Annotated in this window: 11 protein-coding genes; 9 read left to right on the plus strand and 2 right to left on the minus strand. The window is 70.7% G+C overall.

Going from position 1 to position 17,849, the window contains the following annotated elements; all coding sequences use genetic code 11:
- Positions 1-24: 24 nt before the first annotated feature.
- Positions 25-1,035, minus strand: a complete 1,011-nt coding sequence (locus OWC43_RS13795) for a glycosyltransferase (protein ID WP_393957063.1) — start codon at positions 1,033-1,035, stop codon at positions 25-27.
- Between the two features lie 380 nt (positions 1,036-1,415).
- Between OWC43_RS13795 and ahcY the strand changes: the two genes are divergently transcribed.
- From ahcY to addA, 9 genes are all read left to right on the plus strand, one after another.
- Complete coding sequence (ahcY, locus tag OWC43_RS13800) at positions 1,416-2,822, plus strand: adenosylhomocysteinase (protein WP_137828678.1); 1,407 nt, start codon at positions 1,416-1,418, stop codon at positions 2,820-2,822.
- A gap of 499 nt (positions 2,823-3,321) precedes the next feature.
- Entirely contained in the window at positions 3,322-5,949 is a 2,628-nt protein-coding gene (locus OWC43_RS13805) for an ATP-binding protein (RefSeq protein ID WP_393957064.1), read from the plus strand.
- Positions 5,950-6,111: 162 nt separating this feature from the next.
- Positions 6,112-7,725, plus strand: a complete 1,614-nt coding sequence (gene tsaE / locus OWC43_RS13810; protein WP_393957065.1) for a tRNA (adenosine(37)-N6)-threonylcarbamoyltransferase complex ATPase subunit type 1 TsaE — start codon at positions 6,112-6,114, stop codon at positions 7,723-7,725.
- 19 nt (positions 7,726-7,744) lie between these two features.
- Complete coding sequence (locus OWC43_RS13815) at positions 7,745-8,494, plus strand: nucleotidyltransferase family protein (protein WP_393957066.1); 750 nt, start codon at positions 7,745-7,747, stop codon at positions 8,492-8,494.
- A 53-nt stretch (positions 8,495-8,547) separates the two neighbouring features.
- A complete protein-coding gene (locus OWC43_RS13820) occupies positions 8,548-9,018 on the plus strand; it encodes a tellurite resistance TerB family protein (RefSeq protein WP_137828682.1) in 471 nt (156 codons plus the stop codon).
- Positions 9,019-9,062: 44 nt separating this feature from the next.
- A complete protein-coding gene (locus OWC43_RS13825; RefSeq protein WP_137828683.1) occupies positions 9,063-9,350 on the plus strand; it encodes a hypothetical protein in 288 nt (95 codons plus the stop codon).
- Positions 9,350-9,811 (plus strand): hypothetical protein, encoded by a 462-nt coding sequence (locus tag OWC43_RS13830; protein ID WP_137828684.1) that lies wholly within the window; start codon positions 9,350-9,352, stop codon positions 9,809-9,811. The genes OWC43_RS13825 and OWC43_RS13830 overlap by 1 nt, the downstream gene beginning before the upstream one ends.
- An 18-nt stretch (positions 9,812-9,829) precedes the next feature.
- On the plus strand, positions 9,830-12,961 hold the full coding sequence (gene addB / locus OWC43_RS13835; protein WP_393957067.1) for a double-strand break repair protein AddB: 3,132 nt from the start codon (positions 9,830-9,832) through the stop codon (positions 12,959-12,961).
- The gene (gene addA / locus OWC43_RS13840; RefSeq protein WP_393957068.1) at positions 12,928-16,401 is read left to right on the plus strand and encodes a double-strand break repair helicase AddA; all 3,474 of its coding nucleotides are present in this window, start codon (positions 12,928-12,930) and stop codon (positions 16,399-16,401) included. Before addB ends, addA begins: the two co-directional genes overlap by 34 nt.
- A gap of 85 nt (positions 16,402-16,486) precedes the next feature.
- Here the strand turns inward: addA and OWC43_RS13845 are convergent, their stop codons facing one another.
- Positions 16,487-17,785, minus strand: coding sequence for a PQQ-dependent sugar dehydrogenase (locus OWC43_RS13845; protein ID WP_393957069.1), 1,299 nt, complete (start codon positions 17,783-17,785; stop codon positions 16,487-16,489).
- Positions 17,786-17,849: the final 64 nt, after the last annotated feature.

A 17,849-nucleotide genomic window follows, 5' to 3' on the forward strand; every position in this document is an offset into this window, starting at 1 on the left:
TCGAACCCGCCGCAGCGCGGTGCCTCATCCGGCATCGAGAAAGAAGCGCTCGCGACGCTGGCGCTCGCTCCAATGACTGTCCGGCAACCGGTAAGAATCATGGGCGTACAGAGTGAAACCGGAATCGCCGTTGTTTTTCATGAAATGGACGGCGACCCGATTCTGGAGTTCGGTCTTGATCTGCGGCCGAGGCGGCCTGTGATCGAAGAAGGCGCTGACGATGAGTGCAGTGCCGGTCACGTGGAACAAGTCATACGGCACGTAATCGTCCGTCACGGCTTCCTTCTTCTCCTGCTCGAGCACGTTGTGGATCAATTGATCGATGATCCCGTCGAGCTCGCGGGCGCCGCGCCGGGCTGCCATGACCGTGTTCATCAGATCGAAATCCGTCTCCGTCTTCATGGCCCAGCCCTTGCCGAAGACGATGATGTCGCGATGATCGAGATCGCGCATCGTCTCCACGAGCTGCTGCGGTGCCGCCGGCCCGACATGCGCATCCACGTAGAGTCCGCCATGGGCCCGCAGCAGGAAAATCCGCGCGATGTCCGATTTGGCCGAAGGCAGCCGAATCGACGTGAAGACGGGAACGAAGTCTTCGGGCAGGAGCGGAATGACGTCCCGATCGGTGAAGACTTTGAACTTCGGATAGAGAGCTCTCCAGGCCTGGGCCCCAGGAGGCTCCGCGAGGTCCTGGCTGGTCCAGTACATGAAGATTGCGGCCTCCTCGACGAAGGCTCTGAGCGGCCCCTCGAACTGATCGATGGGGAAGCGCGGAGCCGGCGGGGGCAAGGCCGGATCCTTCTGCCAGCCCGTCCGCCCCGCCGACAATCCGATCTCCAGAAAATGCGTCAGCGGGTCGGACCCGCTGCCCCGGGCATCGGGATTGGCGGCGAGATAGCCGTTGCTGCTGAACCCGGCGCTCGGATCGCGGCCTTCCCTCCAGCCGAACAGGCGATAATGCTGCAGCGGCGGTCCGGGGAACCGCTCCACATCGGGATAGGCCCGCAGATAATAGGCCTCGTCGAAGCCCGGCATGCGGTGCGGTTCCGGCGCGGGGCGTCGCTTCCGGAAGAGGCGCGGCAATCTCATGAGCGACGTCCTCACAAGGTCTTCGGCGAAGCGAGGGCCGCCGCGCCACGAGTACCGCCAGAACTGGGCCGAGGGCGCGGCCCGGCCCGAGGCGGGCGGGTTACGGCTCTAGGGCCTGAGCGCGACCCGCACCAGCCGGCCGATCGTGACGGTTGTCCTGAACCGCAATGCCGGCAAAACGCATAAAGACATCTTTATGTCTTGATTGCTCCATAGCCAGAGCCCTGCTACAGGAACGGCCGACCCGGCCGGGTTCGCAGACCGGCCGAAGCGCCGGGTCGCCGCACGCCGCAGGCGCGGCGACCGAGACTGAAGAGGGACACCATATGGCCGCTGCCAACGATTACATCGTCCGCGACATCGGGCTGGCCGATTACGGCCGCAAGGAAATCTCGATCGCCGAGACCGAGATGCCGGGCCTGATGGCGACCCGCGCCGAATACGGCGCGAGTCAGCCGCTCAAGGGCGCGAAGATCGCCGGCTCGCTGCACATGACGATCCAGACCGCGGTGCTGATCGAGACGCTCAAGGCTCTCGGCGCCGACATCCGCTGGGTGTCCTGCAACATCTACTCGACCCAGGACCACGCCGCCGCCGCCATCGCCGCCGCCGGCATCCCGGTCTTCGCCGTGAAGGGCGAGACCCTGACCGAGTACTGGGACTACACCTCGAAGCTGTTCGACTGGCATGACGGCGGCATGCCGAACATGATCCTCGACGACGGCGGCGACGCCACGATGTTCGTCCATCTCGGCCTGCGCGCCGAGAACGGCGACACCGCCTTCCTCGACAAGCCGGAGTCGGAGGAGGAGGAGATCTTCTTCGCGCTCCTCAAGAAGAAGCTCGCCGAGAAGCCGAAGGGCTGGTTCGCGGGTCTCGCCGATTCGATCAAGGGTGTCTCCGAGGAGACCACCACCGGCGTGCACCGCCTCTACAACCTCGCCAAGGAGGGCAAGCTGCTCTTCCCGGCGATCAACGTGAACGACTCGGTCACCAAGTCGAAGTTCGACAACCTCTACGGCTGCAAGGAGTCGCTCGTCGACGGCATCCGTCGCGGCACCGACGTGATGATGGCCGGCAAGGTCGCCATGGTCGCCGGCTTCGGCGATGTCGGCAAGGGTTCGGCCGCCTCGCTCCGCAATGCCGGCTGCCGCGTGATGGTCTCGGAGATCGACCCGATCTGCGCGCTCCAGGCCGCGATGGAGGGCTACGAGGTCGTCACCATGGAAGACGCCGCGCCCCGCGCCGACATCTTCGTGACGGCTACCGGCAACAAGGACATCATCACGATCGAGCACATGCGCGCCATGAAGGACCGCGCGATCGTGTGCAACATCGGCCACTTCGACAACGAGATCCAGGTCGCCGGCCTGAAGAACCTCAAGTGGCAGAACATCAAGCCGCAGGTGGACGAGATCGAGTTCGCCGACGGCCATCGCATCATCCTCCTGTCGGAGGGTCGTCTGGTGAATCTCGGCAACGCCACCGGCCACCCGTCCTTCGTGATGTCGGCCTCCTTCACCAACCAGACGCTCGCTCAGATCGAGCTCTGGACGAACCCGGGCAAGTACGAGAAGCAGGTCTACACGCTGCCCAAGACCCTCGACGAGAAGGTCGCGGCCCTGCACCTGGAAAAGATCGGCGTGAAGCTCTCCAAGCTCCGCCCCGATCAGGCCGCCTATATCGGCGTCTCCGAGACCGGCCCGTTCAAGCCCGAGCATTACCGCTACTGATCGGGGCGTCGCCGGCCTAGTGCCGGCGATTGATCGACGCGATCCTGGGAGCCCGGCCGCTTGGCCGGGCTCTCTTCGTTTGGCCCGAATCGTTCCGCGCCCTGGGTTCGGCGTGCAGGCAGGGGCCAGCGCTCGGAACAGGCGGCGCCCACCGCCGTCCGGATGGTCGGGCGCGCCCCGCTGGGGTCCGAACGTGAACCGGGGCGCCGCGCGACGCGGGATATCGACGCTGAGGCCCAAGCGGGGATTGAAGCCGGGATTGACGCCGGGACCGACGCGGCACTGTGTCTTTTCTGCGCCCCGCGTCATCCGAATGCGACCCGGTCGCCCTCCGAACCACAAAGGCGCTTTCAGCCGGAATCCCGCCCGCGTTAGGATGGGGTGATTGGTACGGAGCGGATGCCCGACGCCCCGGTTGCAAGACCGGGCGTGTCGGGAATCCTTTGCCCGGACGGCGGCGCTCGCCTGCCGTCCGGCCGGGTGTTCGAAGGGCTTGAGGATGGGTCTGGAACGGGCGGCGCGCGCCCTCGCGCGTGTCGGCGTCCTCGTGATCGCGGCGCCGCTTGCGGCGGCCGCGGAGGGCGCTCCGTCCGGTGGCGCGGGGTCGATGCTGGGGCCGATGCACACGCACAACGTCGCCGGCCTCGCCGTGCTGATCGGGCTGACCGTCTTCGCGACGATCCTCTCCCTGCTGCACATGCGCGAGCGCGCCCGCTGGATGCGCCGCGAGCGCGCGTTGCAGGACGCGCTGGCCGGCCTCAGCGGCGCCCATGACCGGGCCGAGATGCTGCTCCATTCCGAGCGGCAGGTGCTCGTCACCTGGACCGGGCGCGGCGAGCCGGCGGTGGAGGGCGATGCCGGCTTCGCGCAGGATCTCAGGGCAGCGGAGCTGCGGGCGGGCGATCTCCGCGCCGCCGACCTGCGCGGCACCCAGAACGGGACCCGGCGGCTCCTCGCTTTCGGCACTTGGCTCGCGGCCCAGGACGCGCACCTCCTCGACGGCGCCGTGGCCGCCCTGCGCGAGCGCGGCACCGGCTTCCGGATGAACCTGCGCAGCCTCGCCGGCCGCTATATCGAGGCGCAGGGTGGAGCGGTCGGCGGACGCGCCCTGCTGCGACTGCGCGAGACCACGGAAGAGCGGCGCGAGCTGATCGAGCTGCGCGGCACGCTCGACGAGACCAAAAGCGGCCTCGCGGCGCTCGCCGGGCTTCTCGACGCCATCCCGCAGCCGATCTGGCACCGCGCCCCGGACGGGCGCCTGGACTTCGCCAACGCCGCCTACGCCGCCGCCGTGGAGGCCCCGGGCCGCGAGGCGGTACTGGAGGGTGGGCTGGAATTGCTCGACCGCGCCGCCCGCGAGCAGATCGCCCGCCGGCCGGTCGGCGCCGCAGCCCGGGCACCGGCGCAACCCCTGCGCCTGTCCGCCGTGGTCGCGGGCGCCCGGCGCATCCTCGATGTCTGCGAGACCGCGACCGAGACGGGACGCGTCGGCATCGCCGTCGACGTCTCGGAACTCGAGAGCGTGCGCGCCGACCTGCAGCGGCAGATGGATGCCAATGTCCGCACCCTCGACCAATTGCCAACCGCCGTCGCGATGTTCGACGCGCGCCAGCGCCTGATCTTCCACAACGCCGCCTACCAGCGGCTCTGGGGCCTCGATCCGGCCTTCCTCGACGCCAAGCCCCTCGACGGCGAGATCCTCGACCGGCTGCGCGCCGCCCGCAAACTGCCGGAACAGGCCGATTTCCGCTCGTGGAAGACCGAGGTGCTGGCCGCCTACCGGGCCGTGGAGGCCACCGACACGCCCTGGTACCTCCCCGACGGGCGGACGCTGCGCGTCCTGGCCGATCCCAATCCCCAGGGCGGCCTGACCTATCTGTATCAGGACGTCTCCGAGAGCATGAAGCTCGCCTCGCGCTACGACGCGCTGATGAAGGAGCAGGCCGAGACCTTGGAGGCCCTGAAGGAGCCGGTGGCGGTGTTCGCCGCCGACGGACGCCTCACGGTGGCCAACCGCGCCTTCTCGGTGACGTGGCGGGTCGATCCGGCGACGCTCGCGGGCAAGCCGCATGTCGATGCCGTCATCGCCGCCTGCCGGGCGCTCACCCCGGATCAGGGGCCCTGGGCCGGCATCCGCCAGGCGATCACGGGCCTGTCGGAGACCCGCAGCGGGCATTCCTGCCGCCTCGACATGAGCGACGGCACGGTTCTCGATTGCTCGGCCCAGCCGCTGCCGCTCGGCGCGACGCTGCTCACCTTCATCGACGTGACCGCGAGCGCGAATGTCGAGCGGGCGCTCACCGAGAAGAACGATGCCCTGGAGCGCGCCTCGCAGCTGCGCGACACCTTCGTGCACCACGTCTCCTACGAGCTGCGCTCGCCGCTCACCAACATCATCGGCTTCACCCAGCTTCTCGGCGATGAGACGGTCGGGGCTCTGAACGAGCGCCAGCGCGAATATTCCGAGCACATCATGCGCTCCTCGGCGGCGCTGCTCGTCATCATCAACGACATCCTCGACCTCGCCTCGATCGATGCCGGCTCCCTGGAATTGCAGCGCGAGACCATCGACGTGCGCGCCACGGTCGAGGCCGCCGCCCGCGGCATCGAGGATCGGCTCGCCGAATCCCACATCACCCTCGACCTCGACGTGCCGGAGGGCGTCGGCAGCGTGTTCGCCGACGGCAAGCGCGTGCGGCAGATCCTGTTCAACCTGCTGTCGAACGCCGTCGGCTTCTCCGAACCCGGCCAGCATGTCCGCGTCGAGGCGCGGCGCCAGGGCGGCGCGCTGACCCTCGCGGTGATCGACCAGGGCCGCGGCATTCCCACCGAGGTGATCGATCGGGTGTTCGACCGGTTCGAGAGCAACACGCTGGGCACCAAGCACCGCGGCGTCGGCCTGGGCCTCTCCATCGTGCGCTCCTTCGTCGAGCTGCATGGCGGCCGGGTCGAGATCAGCTCGGCGCCGGGCCGGGGCACCCGGGTTTCCTGCCTGTTTCCCGCCGAGCCATCGCCGGGCGGCGGCCGGCTTCCCGGCCCGCCCGCGGAAGCCGGGACCACCCGCGGACATCCCGACGGAGCGAAGCCGAACGGGCGGGCCGATTCAGGTCTGGAGGCCGCCGAGTAGGGCGGGCCGAGCGCCGAAAGCCGCGGGTCCGCCGGGACTTGGCCGAGCACGGGACTTGACCCGGGACTTGGCCGGGGAAACGCGGTTTTCGCCTGCGGCGTCGATTCCGGTTAAACATCCGCTGCTAGGATCGATCGAAATCGTCGGATCGGGCGTCCGGCGATGCGTGCGGAGGGTGAGGCGTTGAGCGAGGATTCAGACGGCACGGCCCGGGATTCCTCGCCGAGCGCATCGGAGATGCCCGCGCGGCGGCCCGCCTGGGAGGTGCTGCTGCCGGAGGAGGGCGCCACCGAGGACATGGCCGCCTTCCTCGCGGGCTTCCTCCTGCCCGGTGACCTCGTGGCCTTGTCCGGCGGTCTCGGCGCCGGCAAGACGACCTTGGCCCGCGCCCTGATCCGCGAACTCGCCGGCGATCCGGACCTCGAAGTGCCGAGCCCGACCTTCACCCTGATGCAGCCCTACGAGTCCCGTACCGGCCAAGCGGTGATCCACGCCGACCTCTATCGCCTGCGCGGACCCGACGAGCTGATCGAACTCGGCTTCGACGAACTGGCCGAGACCGCCATCACCCTGGTCGAGTGGCCGGAGCGGCTCGGCCCGCGCGACAACGAGATCCTGTCCGTGGATCTGTCGCTGAGGGCCGAATACGGCGAGGGCGCCCGCCTCGTGCGCATCGACGGCACGGCGGGCATGCGCGAGCGCCTCGACCGCGCCCGCGCGGTGCGCGCCCTCATCGCCCGCACCGGCTGGGACGAGGCCGACCGGGTGCCTATGCAGGGCGACGCGTCCTCGCGCGCTTACGAGCGGCTGGTGAAGCCCGACGGCGAGACCGCGGTGCTGATGATCGCCCCGCCCCGCCCCGACGGCCCGCCGGTCAAGGACGGGAAGCCCTACAGCGCGATCGTCAAGCTCGCCGAGAGCATCCACGCCTTCGTCGGGATGGACCGCGCCCTGTGCGGGGTCGGCATCTCGGCCCCCCGGATCCTCGGCGAGAATCTGAAGGCCGGACTGCTGATCCTCGAGGATCTCGGCGCCGAGCCCGTGGTCGAGAACGGCGCACCGCGGCCCGAGCGCTACGCGGAGGCCGTCCGGCTGCTCGCCAAGCTGCACGCCACCGATCTGCCCGACCGGGTGCCCGTGGCGGAGGGCATCGAGCACGTCCTGCCACCCTACGATCTGGAGGCGCTGCTGTTCGAGGCGGAGCTGATGCCGGAATGGTACGCGCCGGCCATCCGCAGCACCCAGCTGCCCGCCGAGGCCCGCCGGGACTTCCTGTCGCTCTGGAGCGACGCGCTCAGGGACCTGCTGACGGAGCGCCCGACTTGGACGCTGCGCGACTACCATTCCCCCAACCTGATCTGGCTGCCCGCACGCGAGGGGCTGGAGCGGGTCGGCGTGATCGATTTCCAGGATGCGGTGATGGGCCACCCGGCCTACGACGTCGCCTCGCTGCTGCAGGATGCCCGCGTCGATTGCAGCGCGGATTTCGAGCTGCGGCTGCTCGGCCTCTACATCCGCGAGCGCCGCGCCCGCGATCCCGGCTTCGACCTTCAGGCCTTCGCCCGCTCCTACGCGGTGCTGGCGGCGCAGCGGGCCACGAAGATCCTCGGCATCTTCGCCCGCCTGGACAAGCGCGACGGCAAGCCGGGCTACCTCGCCCACCTGCCGCGGATCGAGGGCTATCTCGCCCGCAATCTCGCCCATCCGGCGCTCGGCGCCCTGCGGGCCTGGCACGAGACTCGGCTTCCGAGCCTCGTGAACCCCGCCGCCTCCTGACCCATCGAGCGAAGCCGCCATGAGCGACGCACCCGAACACCCCAAGAAAATCACGCGCGCCTTCGTGCTGGCGGCGGGCCTCGGCAAGCGCATGCGGCCGATCACCGCCACGGTCCCCAAACCCCTGGTCGAGGTCGCCGGCAAGGCGCTGATCGACCATGCCCTCGACCGGGCGGCGGAAGGCGGCGTCGAGACCGCGGTGGTGAACGTCCATTGGCTCGCCGACCTGATGGAGGGGCACCTTTCCCACCGGACCGGCGGTCCCGCCCTCGTCGTCTCCGACGAGCGCGACGCGCTCCTCGAGACCGGTGGCGGCATCCGCAAGGCGCTCCATCATTTCGGCGCCGACCCCTTCGTGGTGTTCAACTCCGACTCGTTCTGGCTGGAGGGCCCGCGCCCGAACCTGCCGCGCCTGATCGAGGCCTGGAATGCCGAGACCATGGACATCCTGCTCCTCGTCGCCCCGACGGCGACGAGCCTCGGCTACGAGGGCGCGGGCGATTTCGACATGGACGCCGATGGCCGCCTCGCCTGGCGGGGCGAGCGCGAGGTCGCGCCCTTCATCTATGCCGGCGTCGCCATCCTGAAGCCGGACCTGTTCGCCGACACGCCCGAGGGGTCCTTCTCGCTCACCCTGCTGTTCGACCGGGCGGCCAAGCGGGGGCGGCTGCACGGCCTTCGCCTCGACGGCCAGTGGCTGCATGTCGGCACGCCCGAGGCGATCGAGGCCGCCGAATCACAGGTTCGTCGGAGCGCCCAAGTGCCGTGAACCGAACGCCGCACGGCGTGTTGAGGCGGTTCGGGGAGACGGCGGGGTTCGGAATGGGATTTCTGTTGGAGACGGTGGAGCGGTTCCGCCGCACGCTGACGGCCTATGCCGGCGACGAGAGCCTGATGCAGGGGGCGGTCTCGGCCTGCGCCAACGTCGCGGTCGCCGATGGCGAGCTGATGAGCGAGGAATTCGAGACGGCTCTGGCGGGCCTGCGCGCCAATCCGATCCTCGAGAAGGGCTACGACAGCCTGATGCTGGAACATGCCCTCTACGAGGGCCTGGGCCGCGCCCGCACCCGCGCCGGCCGGGCCGAGAACCTCGTGCGCATCGCCGGCCTCGCCGACCGGCCCGAGGAGCAGCGCCGCAACGTCTTCCTGATCGCCGCCGACGTCGCCGACCACGAGGGCATCGGCCCGCAGGAACAGGCGGCGCTCGCCGAGATCGCCGAAGCCTTGGGGGTCGATGGCGCGGGGCTGCTGGCGCGGTTCGGGCAAGGAACGCTTCATCGGGCCTCCCCCTGACCCGCGGCAGCGCTTACATTCGCGCGTGACGCCCGGAGGTTGTCATGGACGTGAAGGAAGCGGTGGCGAAGGCGAAGACGTATGTCGCGGAGGCTTTCGCCGGGGAGAGCTTGAGGGATCTGGGCCTCGAAGAGATCCGCTTCGAGGAAGAGTCCGATGCTTGGCTGATCACGCTCGGCTTCTCCCGCTCCTGGGATGCGCCGAAGATCGTCACCAACCGCCTCGGGCGCGATCTCGACCTCAATCGTACCTACAAGACGCTGCGGATCGCCGATCCGGACGGGCGGCTCCTCGCGCTGGATGACCGGGTGCCCCTGATGGCCGATGGGTGATGCGCGCATGCCTCCTCGACACCAATCTGCTGGTGTTGCTCGCCGTCGGCCGCGCCTCGCCGGCTTTCGTGGAGGTGCATAAGCGGACGCGCGGCTACCGGAGCGAGGATCTGCCGCTGCTCGAAGCGCTCCTGGCACGAGCCGCCCGGCTCGTTACGACGCCGCACGTGTTGTGCGAGACATCGAACCTGATCAGACAGTTTCAGGAGCCCGGGCGCGGGAAGATCGTCGAAGCTTTGCGGAATTTTGCCGCCAGGGCCGATGAAATCCATCTGCCCTGTATGACAGCGATGGCACGGCCGGAGTTTATCCGCCTCGGACTGACCGATGCCGGCATTCTGGTCGCACAACGCGACGATGTCGGCCTCGTCACGGACGATCTCGACCTTTATCTTGCGAGTGTCGCCGCCGGGCTCGACGCAATCAACTTCACGCATGAGCGCGCCCGCCGTTTCGGGTGACGGCCAAAAGCGAAATCCATGTCTGCCCCCCGCGTTCTCACCATCCCCCCCGGTGCGCCGTTCCTGCCGACGCTCGCCGATGCGCTCGTCTCGGGCCGTCTCGTCGGTCCGCTCGGCGACGACCCGTTCGCGCTCGCCTCCGTGACGCTCTACCTGCCGACGCAGCGCGCGGTGCGGGCGCTCTCGACCGTGCTGGCCGAACGTCTCGGCGGCGCGGCCCTGCTGCCGCGGATGATCCCGCTCGGCGAGGCCGACGAGGCCGAACTCGACCTCTCGGCCAACGCTCTGCTGGAAACGCCGGAAGAGCTTTTGCATCCGGCGGTCGCGCCGCTGGAGCGGCGGCTGATCCTCGCCCGCCTCGTCCAGAAATGGGCCGAGACCGTCGACCGTGAACTCCTGCCCATCGACGACGAGGTACCCTTCCTCGTGCCGTCCTCGCCCGCCGATGCGGTGGCGCTCGCCGCCGATCTGGAAGGCCTGATGGATGCGCTGACCGTCGAGGGCCTGCCGTGGAACGAGATCGGCGCGGCGGTGGAGGCCGAGCATTCCCGCTATTTCGGCCTCACCCTCGATTTCCTGCGAATCGCCGCCGAGAATTGGCCGGGCATCCTCGCCGCCCGCGCGTTGGCCGATCCGGCGGTGCGCGCCCGCCGCCTCGTGCTGGCCGAGGCCGACCGGCTCTCCCGCGAGCGGCCCGGCGATCCGGTGGTGGTGGCGGGCTCGACCGGATCGGTCCCGGCCACCGCCCGGCTGATCGCCGCGGTGGCGCGCCTGCCCCGCGGCGCCGTGGTGCTGCCCGGCCTCGATCTCCATCTCGACCCGGAGGGCTGGGAGGCGATCGACGGCGGCGGCAATCCCGAAGAGGTGGCCCACGGTCATCCGCAGGCGATCCTGCGGCAGCTGATGGGTCGCTCCGCGCTCGGGGTCGGGCGCGAGGCGGTCGCGCCGCTCGGCGCGCCCTCGGACGAAGCGACCGCGCGGGAACGATTGCTGTCGCAGGCCCTGCGCCCGGCCGAGACCACCGATGCCTGGGCCGCCCTCGCCCCCGACGAGCGGCTGGCGCTGGCCCGCGACGGCCTCGCCGGCCTCACCGTCGTCGAGGCCGCGGACGAGCGCGAGGAAGCCCTGGTGGCCGCGCTCGCCCTGCGCGAAACCCTGGAGACGCCCGGAGCGACCGCGGCGCTCGTGACCCCCGACCGGGGGCTGGCCCTCCGGGTCTCCGCCGAACTCGCCCGCTGGGGCATCGTCGCGGAGGATTCGGCCGGCCTCGGGCTCGCCCGCTCGCAGGGCGGACGCTTCGCCCGGCTCGTGGCGGAACTGGCCGCCGAGCCGTCGCCGTCCCGGGTGATCTCGCTGCTCGCCCATCCCTTCGTGCGGCTCGGGCTCACCCGCAGCGAGGTGGTGCGGGCGGGCGCCGCCCTCGAGATCGGGGGCCTGCGCGGCCCGGCTCCGGTTCCGAAGAACAGTTTCGAGGGCATGCGCGTCGCGCTCGAATTCCAGCGCACCACCACCGGGCGGGTGCCGCGCGCCAAGAAGCGGCTCAAGCCGATCGACTGGGAACTCGCCGCCGCCGTCCTCGACCGGCTGGAGATCGCCCTCGGCGAATTCCGCGACGATCGCCAGCCGGCGGTCGGCAATCTCGTCGCGCTCGCCGCGCTTCATCGCGAGGCCTGCGAGCGGATGATCGCGGGATCCGAGACGTCGCCGGAGCCCGAGATCGAGGATCCGTCCCTCGACACCCTAGATCAATTGTTCGACGATCTCGAAGCCGCCGCCGACGAGGACTTGCCCGGCCGTTTCGGCGATTACGCCGCCGTCTTCACCGCTCTGGCCCGCGATCGCACCGTGGCCTGCGCACGTGACACGGCGCATCCGCGGCTGCGCCTGCTCGGGCCGCTGGAGGCGCGGCTGCTCACCGTCGATCGGGTCGTGCTCGGCGGTCTCGACGAGGCGGTCTGGCCGGTGCGCCAGACCACCGACGCCTTCCTCAACCGGCCGATGCGGGGCCAGGTCGGCCTGTCGCCGCCCGAGCGCCGCATCGGGCAGGCGGCGCACGACTTCGTGCAACTCCTCGGCACCCACGACGCCGTGCTGACCCGGGCGGCCAAGCGCGAGGGTTCGCCGACCGTGCCTTCGCGCTTCCTCCAGCGCCTGCGCGCCTTCGGCGGGGAGGGGCCCTGGGAGGCGGTGCTGGCCCGCGGACGGCGCCTGCGCGGCCTCGCGGCGATCCTCGACCGGGGCCGGGAGCCCGCGCCGCCCCGCCTCGTGCGCCCGGCGCCCCGGCCCGATCCCGCCCTGTTTCCGCGTCGCCTCAGCGTCACCGAGATCGAGACGCTGGTGCGCGACCCCTATTCGATCTTCGCCAAGCACGTGCTGGGCCTGGAGGCGCTGGAGCCGGTCGCCGTGGTGCCGGGTGCGGCCGAGCGCGGCACGCTGATCCACGCGATCCTCGGCGATTTCGCCACCGCCCATGCCGGGCCGCTGCCGCCGCGGGCGGACGAGCTGCTCTATACCATCGCCCTCGAAGCCTTCGGCCGTCTCGAGGACCAGTATCCGGAACTCTACGCCGAGTGGTTCCCCCGCTACGAGCGCATGGCGATCGAGTTCCTGGAATGGGAGCGCGCCCGCCGCCCGGATCTCGCCGGGATCCACCCGGAGATGTCGGGGAAGTGGGTGATCCCGCTCGGCTCCGAAACCTTCACCCTCACCGGCCGGGCCGACCGGATCGAGCGTCGCACGGATGGCGGCTTCTGCATCGTCGATTTCAAGACCGGCACGCCGCCCTCCAACCGCACCGTGTTCGCCGGCTTCTCACCGCAGCTGACGCTCGAGGCCGCGATGCTAATGCACGGCGCCTTCGAGGGTCTGAAGTCGGAGGCCGTGCCGGACCTCCTCTACGTGCACGCCTCCGGCGGACGCGAACCGTTCCGGCCGATCCCGATCAAGCCGCCGCCGGGGGAGGGACGGGCGGTGGACGCGATCGTCGCGGAGCACGTGACCCGACTGCGCGGCCTCATCGCCCGCTACCTGACCGGGGAGGCGGCCTACGTGTCGCGGCCCTTCCCGCAATACGTGCGCGCCTACAGCGACTACGATCATCTGGCCCGTGTCCTCGAATGGTCGCTGGCGGGCGAGGGAGAGGGGGCGTGAGCGGCTTCATCGTCGACGAACGAACGAAATCGGCCCAGCTTCAGGCGGCCGATCCGCGCCTCTCGGCCTGGGTCTCGGCCAATGCGGGGGCGGGCAAGACCAAGGTGCTGACCGACCGGGTGTTGCGGCTGCTGCTGGACGGGGCCCCGCCGGGGCGCATCCTCTGCCTCACCTTCACCAAGGCGGCCGCCGCCAACATGTCGATCCGGGTGTTCCAGCGCCTCGGCCGCTGGGTGACGCTGGACGATGCCGCGCTGACGACCGAGCTCACCGCGCTCACCGGCGAGCGCCCCGCGCGGGCGACGCTGCGGCTCGCCCGCCGCCTGTTCGCCCGCGCCGTCGAGACGCCGGGCGGCCTGAAGATCGAGACGCTGCACGCCCTCTGCGAGCGGCTGCTGCACATGTTCCCCTTCGAGGCCAACGTGCCGGCCCGCTTCGTCGTGCTCGACGAGACCCAGGCGCGCGACATGTTCGAGATTGAGACCGACAACGTGCTGGCCGACGCGTTCCTCGGCGGCGACGAGAGCCTGTCGCGGGCGCTGGCGATCGTCGGTGCGGAGGCCTCCGGCGACACGCTGCGGGATGCGATCCGCGCCGCCATGCGCACGCGGGCCCTCTTCTCCGACCACCGGGCCCTCGGCCCCGCGCTCGCCCGCCTGCCGCGGGCCCTGTCGCTCAAGGACGGCGCCAGCGTCGAGAGCATCGAGGCCGAGATTCTGGAAGGCGGCGACCTCGGCGACTGGTCGGCGCTCGCCGCCAAACTGCGCACCGGCAAGGCGACCGACGAGCGGCTCGCCGACGCGCTGACCGAGGCGCAGACCCTTCTCGAAGTCGGCAAGGCGCTCGATCCCTATCGGTCGGTCTTCTTCACCGACAAGGACGAGCCGCGGGCCGAAAAGTCCCTGGGCACCAAGGCGGTGCCGCCGGAGGTGAAGCAGGCGCTCCTCGACGAGCAGGCCCGGCTGATCCCGCTGTTCGATGCCTTGCGCGCCGCCCGCGCCCTTGCCCGCACGGAGGGGCTCTACCGGCTCGCGGCCGAGATCCACCGCCGGATCGAGGCGCAGAAGACGCGGCAGGGGGCGCTGGATTTCGACGATCTGATCCACAAGACCCTCGATCTGCTCTCGCGGGTCGGCGCCTCATGGGTACTGTACAAGCTCGACCGCGGCGTCGATCACGTGCTGGTCGACGAGGCGCAGGACACCAATCCGCAGCAATGGGAGATCCTGCGGACGCTCACCGCCGAGTTCGCGGCGGGCGAGGGGGCGAGGGGGCTGCGCCGGACCCGCTTCGCGGTGGGCGATCCCAAGCAGTCGATCTACAGCTTCCAGGGCGCCGATCCGCGCGAGTTCGAATTGACCCGGCGGGCCTGGGGCAAGGCGGCGGCGGACGCGGCGATCGGCTTCGCCGATGTCGGTCTCACCCTCTCGTTCCGCACCGCCTCCCACGTCCTCGCGGCGGTCGACGCGGTGTTCCGCATTCCCGAGCACTTCGCCGGCCTGTCCTTCGAGGACCGGGCGATCGGCACCGTTCACGCCTCCGCCCGCGGCGGCGTACCGGGCGCCGTCGAACTCTGGTGCATCGAGGAGCCCGCGGAGGCGGAGGAGCCCGATGCCTGGGCCGCCCCGGTCGATGCGCCGGAGGCGAACGCGCCGGCCATCACGGTGGCCCGCCGCATCGCCCGCGCGGTCAAGGCCTGGACCACCACGGGCGATGCCTGCGGCCGGGTCTGGCGGCCGGGCGACGTGCTGATCCTCGTGCGCAAGCGCTCGGCGGCCTTCGAGGAGGTGATCCGGGCGTTGAAGGGGCTCGGCGTGCCGGTGGCCGGTCAGGACCGTCTGGAGGTCGCCGGCCATATCGCCGTGCTCGACCTCGTGGCGGTCGGCCGCGCCGGGCTCCTCCCCGCCGACGACCTGACGCTGGCCACCGCCCTCAAGACCCCGCTGGTCGGCCTCACCGACGACGACCTGACCCGCATCGCGTCCCGCCGTCCCCTCGCAGAGACGCTGGAGGATGCCCTGACCCGCCACGCCGAAGCGGGCGACGCGGCCGCCATCCGCGGTCGCGATGCGCTGGCCCTCTGGATCGGGCTCGCCGCGACGAACGGCCCGTTCGGCTTCTACGCGGCCCTGCTCGGGGCCCATGGCGGGCGCAGCCGCCTGGTGGCGCGGCTGGGCGGCGAGGCGGGCGACGCCATCGACGTCTTCCTCGCCCAGGCCGCGGATGCCGAGGCCGGCGCCGATGCCGCCCCCTGCCTCGACGCCTTCCTCGCCGATTACGTGACGCGCCCCGGCCGCGGGCGCACCGGCCTCTCGGTCAAGCGCGACCTGGAAGCCGGGCGCGACGAGGTGCGGGTGATGACGGTGCACGGCGCCAAGGGGCTGGAGGCGCCGGTCGTCGTGATCATCGACGGCTGCGAGCCGCTCGGGCGCAACGACCCGCCGCTCCTGCCTCTCGAGAGGCCCCCGGACATGCCGGTGGACGGTCCGCTGCCGCCGGTCTGGACCGGGGGGCGCACGCAGGATTGCGCGGCGACGTTCAACGCCCGGCAGGCGCTCCAGGCCCGCGCGCGAGAGGAGCACAACCGCCTCCTCTACGTCGCCATGACGCGGGCGGCGGATCATCTCGTCATCGCCCCCTATCGCGGCGCGACCCGCGAGACGCCGGCCTCCTGGTGCGAGATGGTGCGCCTCGGACTGGAGCGGGGCCTCGGGCCCGGCGAGAGCCTGGAGACGGCGCACGGCCCGGCCACGATCTGGCGCGAGGGCGGGGCGCCCTCTCTGGCGAGCGCCGAGCCCGAAGTCCTGCCGGAGCCGGAGGCGGCGCCGGATTGGCTGTTCGCCCCGGCCGCCCCAGAAGTCGAGGCCGCGCCGCCCTTGAGCCCGTCGAGCGCGCTGGGCGCTGCGGACGGGCGGCGCGAACCGCGTCGGCGCCAGGGCGATGCCGAGGCCCGCCGCCGCGGTGCCCTGATCCACGCCCTGTTGGAGCACCTGCCGCGGATCGACCCGGTCCGCCGAACGGAGGCCGCTGCCCGCTTCGCCGGGGCGAGGGCGCCGACACTGGATGAGGGCAAGCGCGGGGAGTTGGTGCGCGCGGTGCTGCGGCTGATCGAGACGCCGGATCTGGCGCCTCTGTTCTCCCGCGAGGCCCGGGCCGAGGTGGCGCTCTCGGGTCGTCTCATGATCGACGGCGTCGAGCGCGACGTGACCGGCCGCATCGACCGCCTCGTCGTCGATGCGGACACGGTGACCCTCTGCGACTTCAAGACCGGCCGCCCGCCGGAGGAGGGCGCCCCAATTCCGGAGCGCGAGGCGGCGCAGGTGGCCCTCTATGCCCGGCTCGCCGCCGCAGTCTGGCCGGGCAAGCGGATCACATCGCTGCTGGTCTGGACCTCGGGGCCGGTGGTGCGGCGGCTCGACGGGGCGGCGATGGGGGACTGACCGTCATCCCATCTAGACCCTCATCCTGAGGCGCCGCGAAGCGGCCTCAAGATGAGGGGATTTGCGATGGGGCGCGGGAGCGTCCTCAATTGCTCTTCTTCGGCGTGATCTTCACGATCTGGCCATCGTCTTCGGTGAGCGCGTAGACCGCGCCGTCCGGACCGACCTTCACGTCGCGGACGCGGTGGTCGAGGGGGACGCGCTCCTCGGTAACGACCTTGTCGCCATCGACCTTGAGCACCACGAGGCCGGTGCTGACGAGGCCACCGATCAGGAACTCGCCCTTCCAGTCCGGAAACAGGTCCTTGTCGTAGAAGGCCATGCCGGACGGGCCGATGACCGGATCCCAGTAATAGACCGGCTGCACCGTGCCGCCCGCCTGGGTCTGCCCGTCGCCGATCTTCTCGCCGGAATACTCGATGCCGTAGGTCACCACCGGCCAGCCGTAATTGAGGCCGGGGCGAGGCCGGTTGAGTTCGTCGCCGCCCCGGGGGCCATGCTCCACGGTCCAGAGCCGGCCCTGTCCGTCGAGGGCCGCGGCCTGGACGTTGCGGTGGCCGTAGGACCAGATTTCGGGCTTGGCCTTGTCGCCGCCGACGAAGGGATTGTCCTTCGGCGCGTTGCCGTCGGTATCGATGCGGAACACCTTGCCGAGCCCGCTCGACAGGTCCTGCGCCTGCACCCGTGTCTGCTTGTCGGAGCGCTCACCCACCGTCACGAACAGCTTGCCGTCCCCCGCGAAGACCAAGCGCGAGCCGAAATGCTTGTCGCCGTCATAGGTCGGCATCTGGCGGAAGATCACCTTCACATCGTCGAGGCGGGCCTTGCCGTCGCTCTCGATCAGCTTGGCCTTCGCCACCGTGGTGCCGTTGCCCTTGTCGCGCGGTTCGGCGTAGCTGACATACACCGTGCGATCGGCGCTGAAGCTCGGGCTCAGGGCGATGTCGAGCAGGCCGCCCTGGCCCCTGGCATCGACCTTGGGGACGCCCGCCACCGGCTGGCCGGGCGTGCCGTCCTTGGCGACGATGCGGATCTTGCCCGCCTTCTCGGTCACGATCACGCGGCCATCGGGCAGGAATTCCATCGCCCACGGACTGTCGAGTCCCTTGGCGAAGACCGCGCTCTCGATCTGCGCCTTCTGGGTCGGCTCGGGCGCCCGGGTCTGGTTGGGCAGGAGCGGCTTGTACTCGGTGTTGGGCGGACCCTGCTCCGCGGTGGTCGTGCCCGCGCTCGGGGCGGCCGGCGCCTGGAACGCTTCGCCCTCGACGCGGGAGGGGCGCGCCTCCTGGGTCGCCTCTTGCGCCGCAGAAGACCGAACGAAGGCCGACGCGTCGAGGCTGAGGGCCGCGACGGTGGCGAGCAGCAGGGGGAGGGTGCGCGTCACGTGGTAGGTTCCTTGTCCGCCTGTCCCGGCATCTGCCCGCCAAATGGGGCGCGGAGCCGCCATG

This window comes from Methylorubrum sp. POS3 (assembly GCF_043352485.1).
In the GTDB taxonomy this organism is placed as follows: domain Bacteria; phylum Pseudomonadota; class Alphaproteobacteria; order Rhizobiales; family Beijerinckiaceae; genus Methylobacterium; species Methylobacterium suomiense.

What these genes read in the sequence shown, in the direction of transcription:
- OWC43_RS13805 (WP_393957064.1), top strand. Translation starts at nt 3,322, where the DNA reads ATGGGTCTGGAACGGGCGGCGCGCGCCCTCGCGCGTGTCGGCGTCCTC.
- ahcY (WP_137828678.1), top strand. Translation starts at nt 1,416, where the DNA reads ATGGCCGCTGCCAACGATTACATCGTCCGCGACATCGGGCTGGCCGAT.
- OWC43_RS13820 (WP_137828682.1), top strand. Translation starts at nt 8,548, where the DNA reads ATGGGATTTCTGTTGGAGACGGTGGAGCGGTTCCGCCGCACGCTGACG.
- OWC43_RS13795 (WP_393957063.1), bottom strand. Translation starts at nt 1,035, where the DNA reads ATGCCGGGCTTCGACGAGGCCTATTATCTGCGGGCCTATCCCGATGTG.
- addA (WP_393957068.1), top strand. Translation starts at nt 12,928, where the DNA reads ATGGTCGCTGGCGGGCGAGGGAGAGGGGGCGTGAGCGGCTTCATCGTC.
- OWC43_RS13830 (WP_137828684.1), top strand. Translation starts at nt 9,350, where the DNA reads ATGCGCGCATGCCTCCTCGACACCAATCTGCTGGTGTTGCTCGCCGTC.
- addB (WP_393957067.1), top strand. Translation starts at nt 9,830, where the DNA reads ATGTCTGCCCCCCGCGTTCTCACCATCCCCCCCGGTGCGCCGTTCCTG.
- tsaE (WP_393957065.1), top strand. Translation starts at nt 6,112, where the DNA reads ATGCGTGCGGAGGGTGAGGCGTTGAGCGAGGATTCAGACGGCACGGCC.
- OWC43_RS13825 (WP_137828683.1), top strand. Translation starts at nt 9,063, where the DNA reads ATGGACGTGAAGGAAGCGGTGGCGAAGGCGAAGACGTATGTCGCGGAG.
- OWC43_RS13815 (WP_393957066.1), top strand. Translation starts at nt 7,745, where the DNA reads ATGAGCGACGCACCCGAACACCCCAAGAAAATCACGCGCGCCTTCGTG.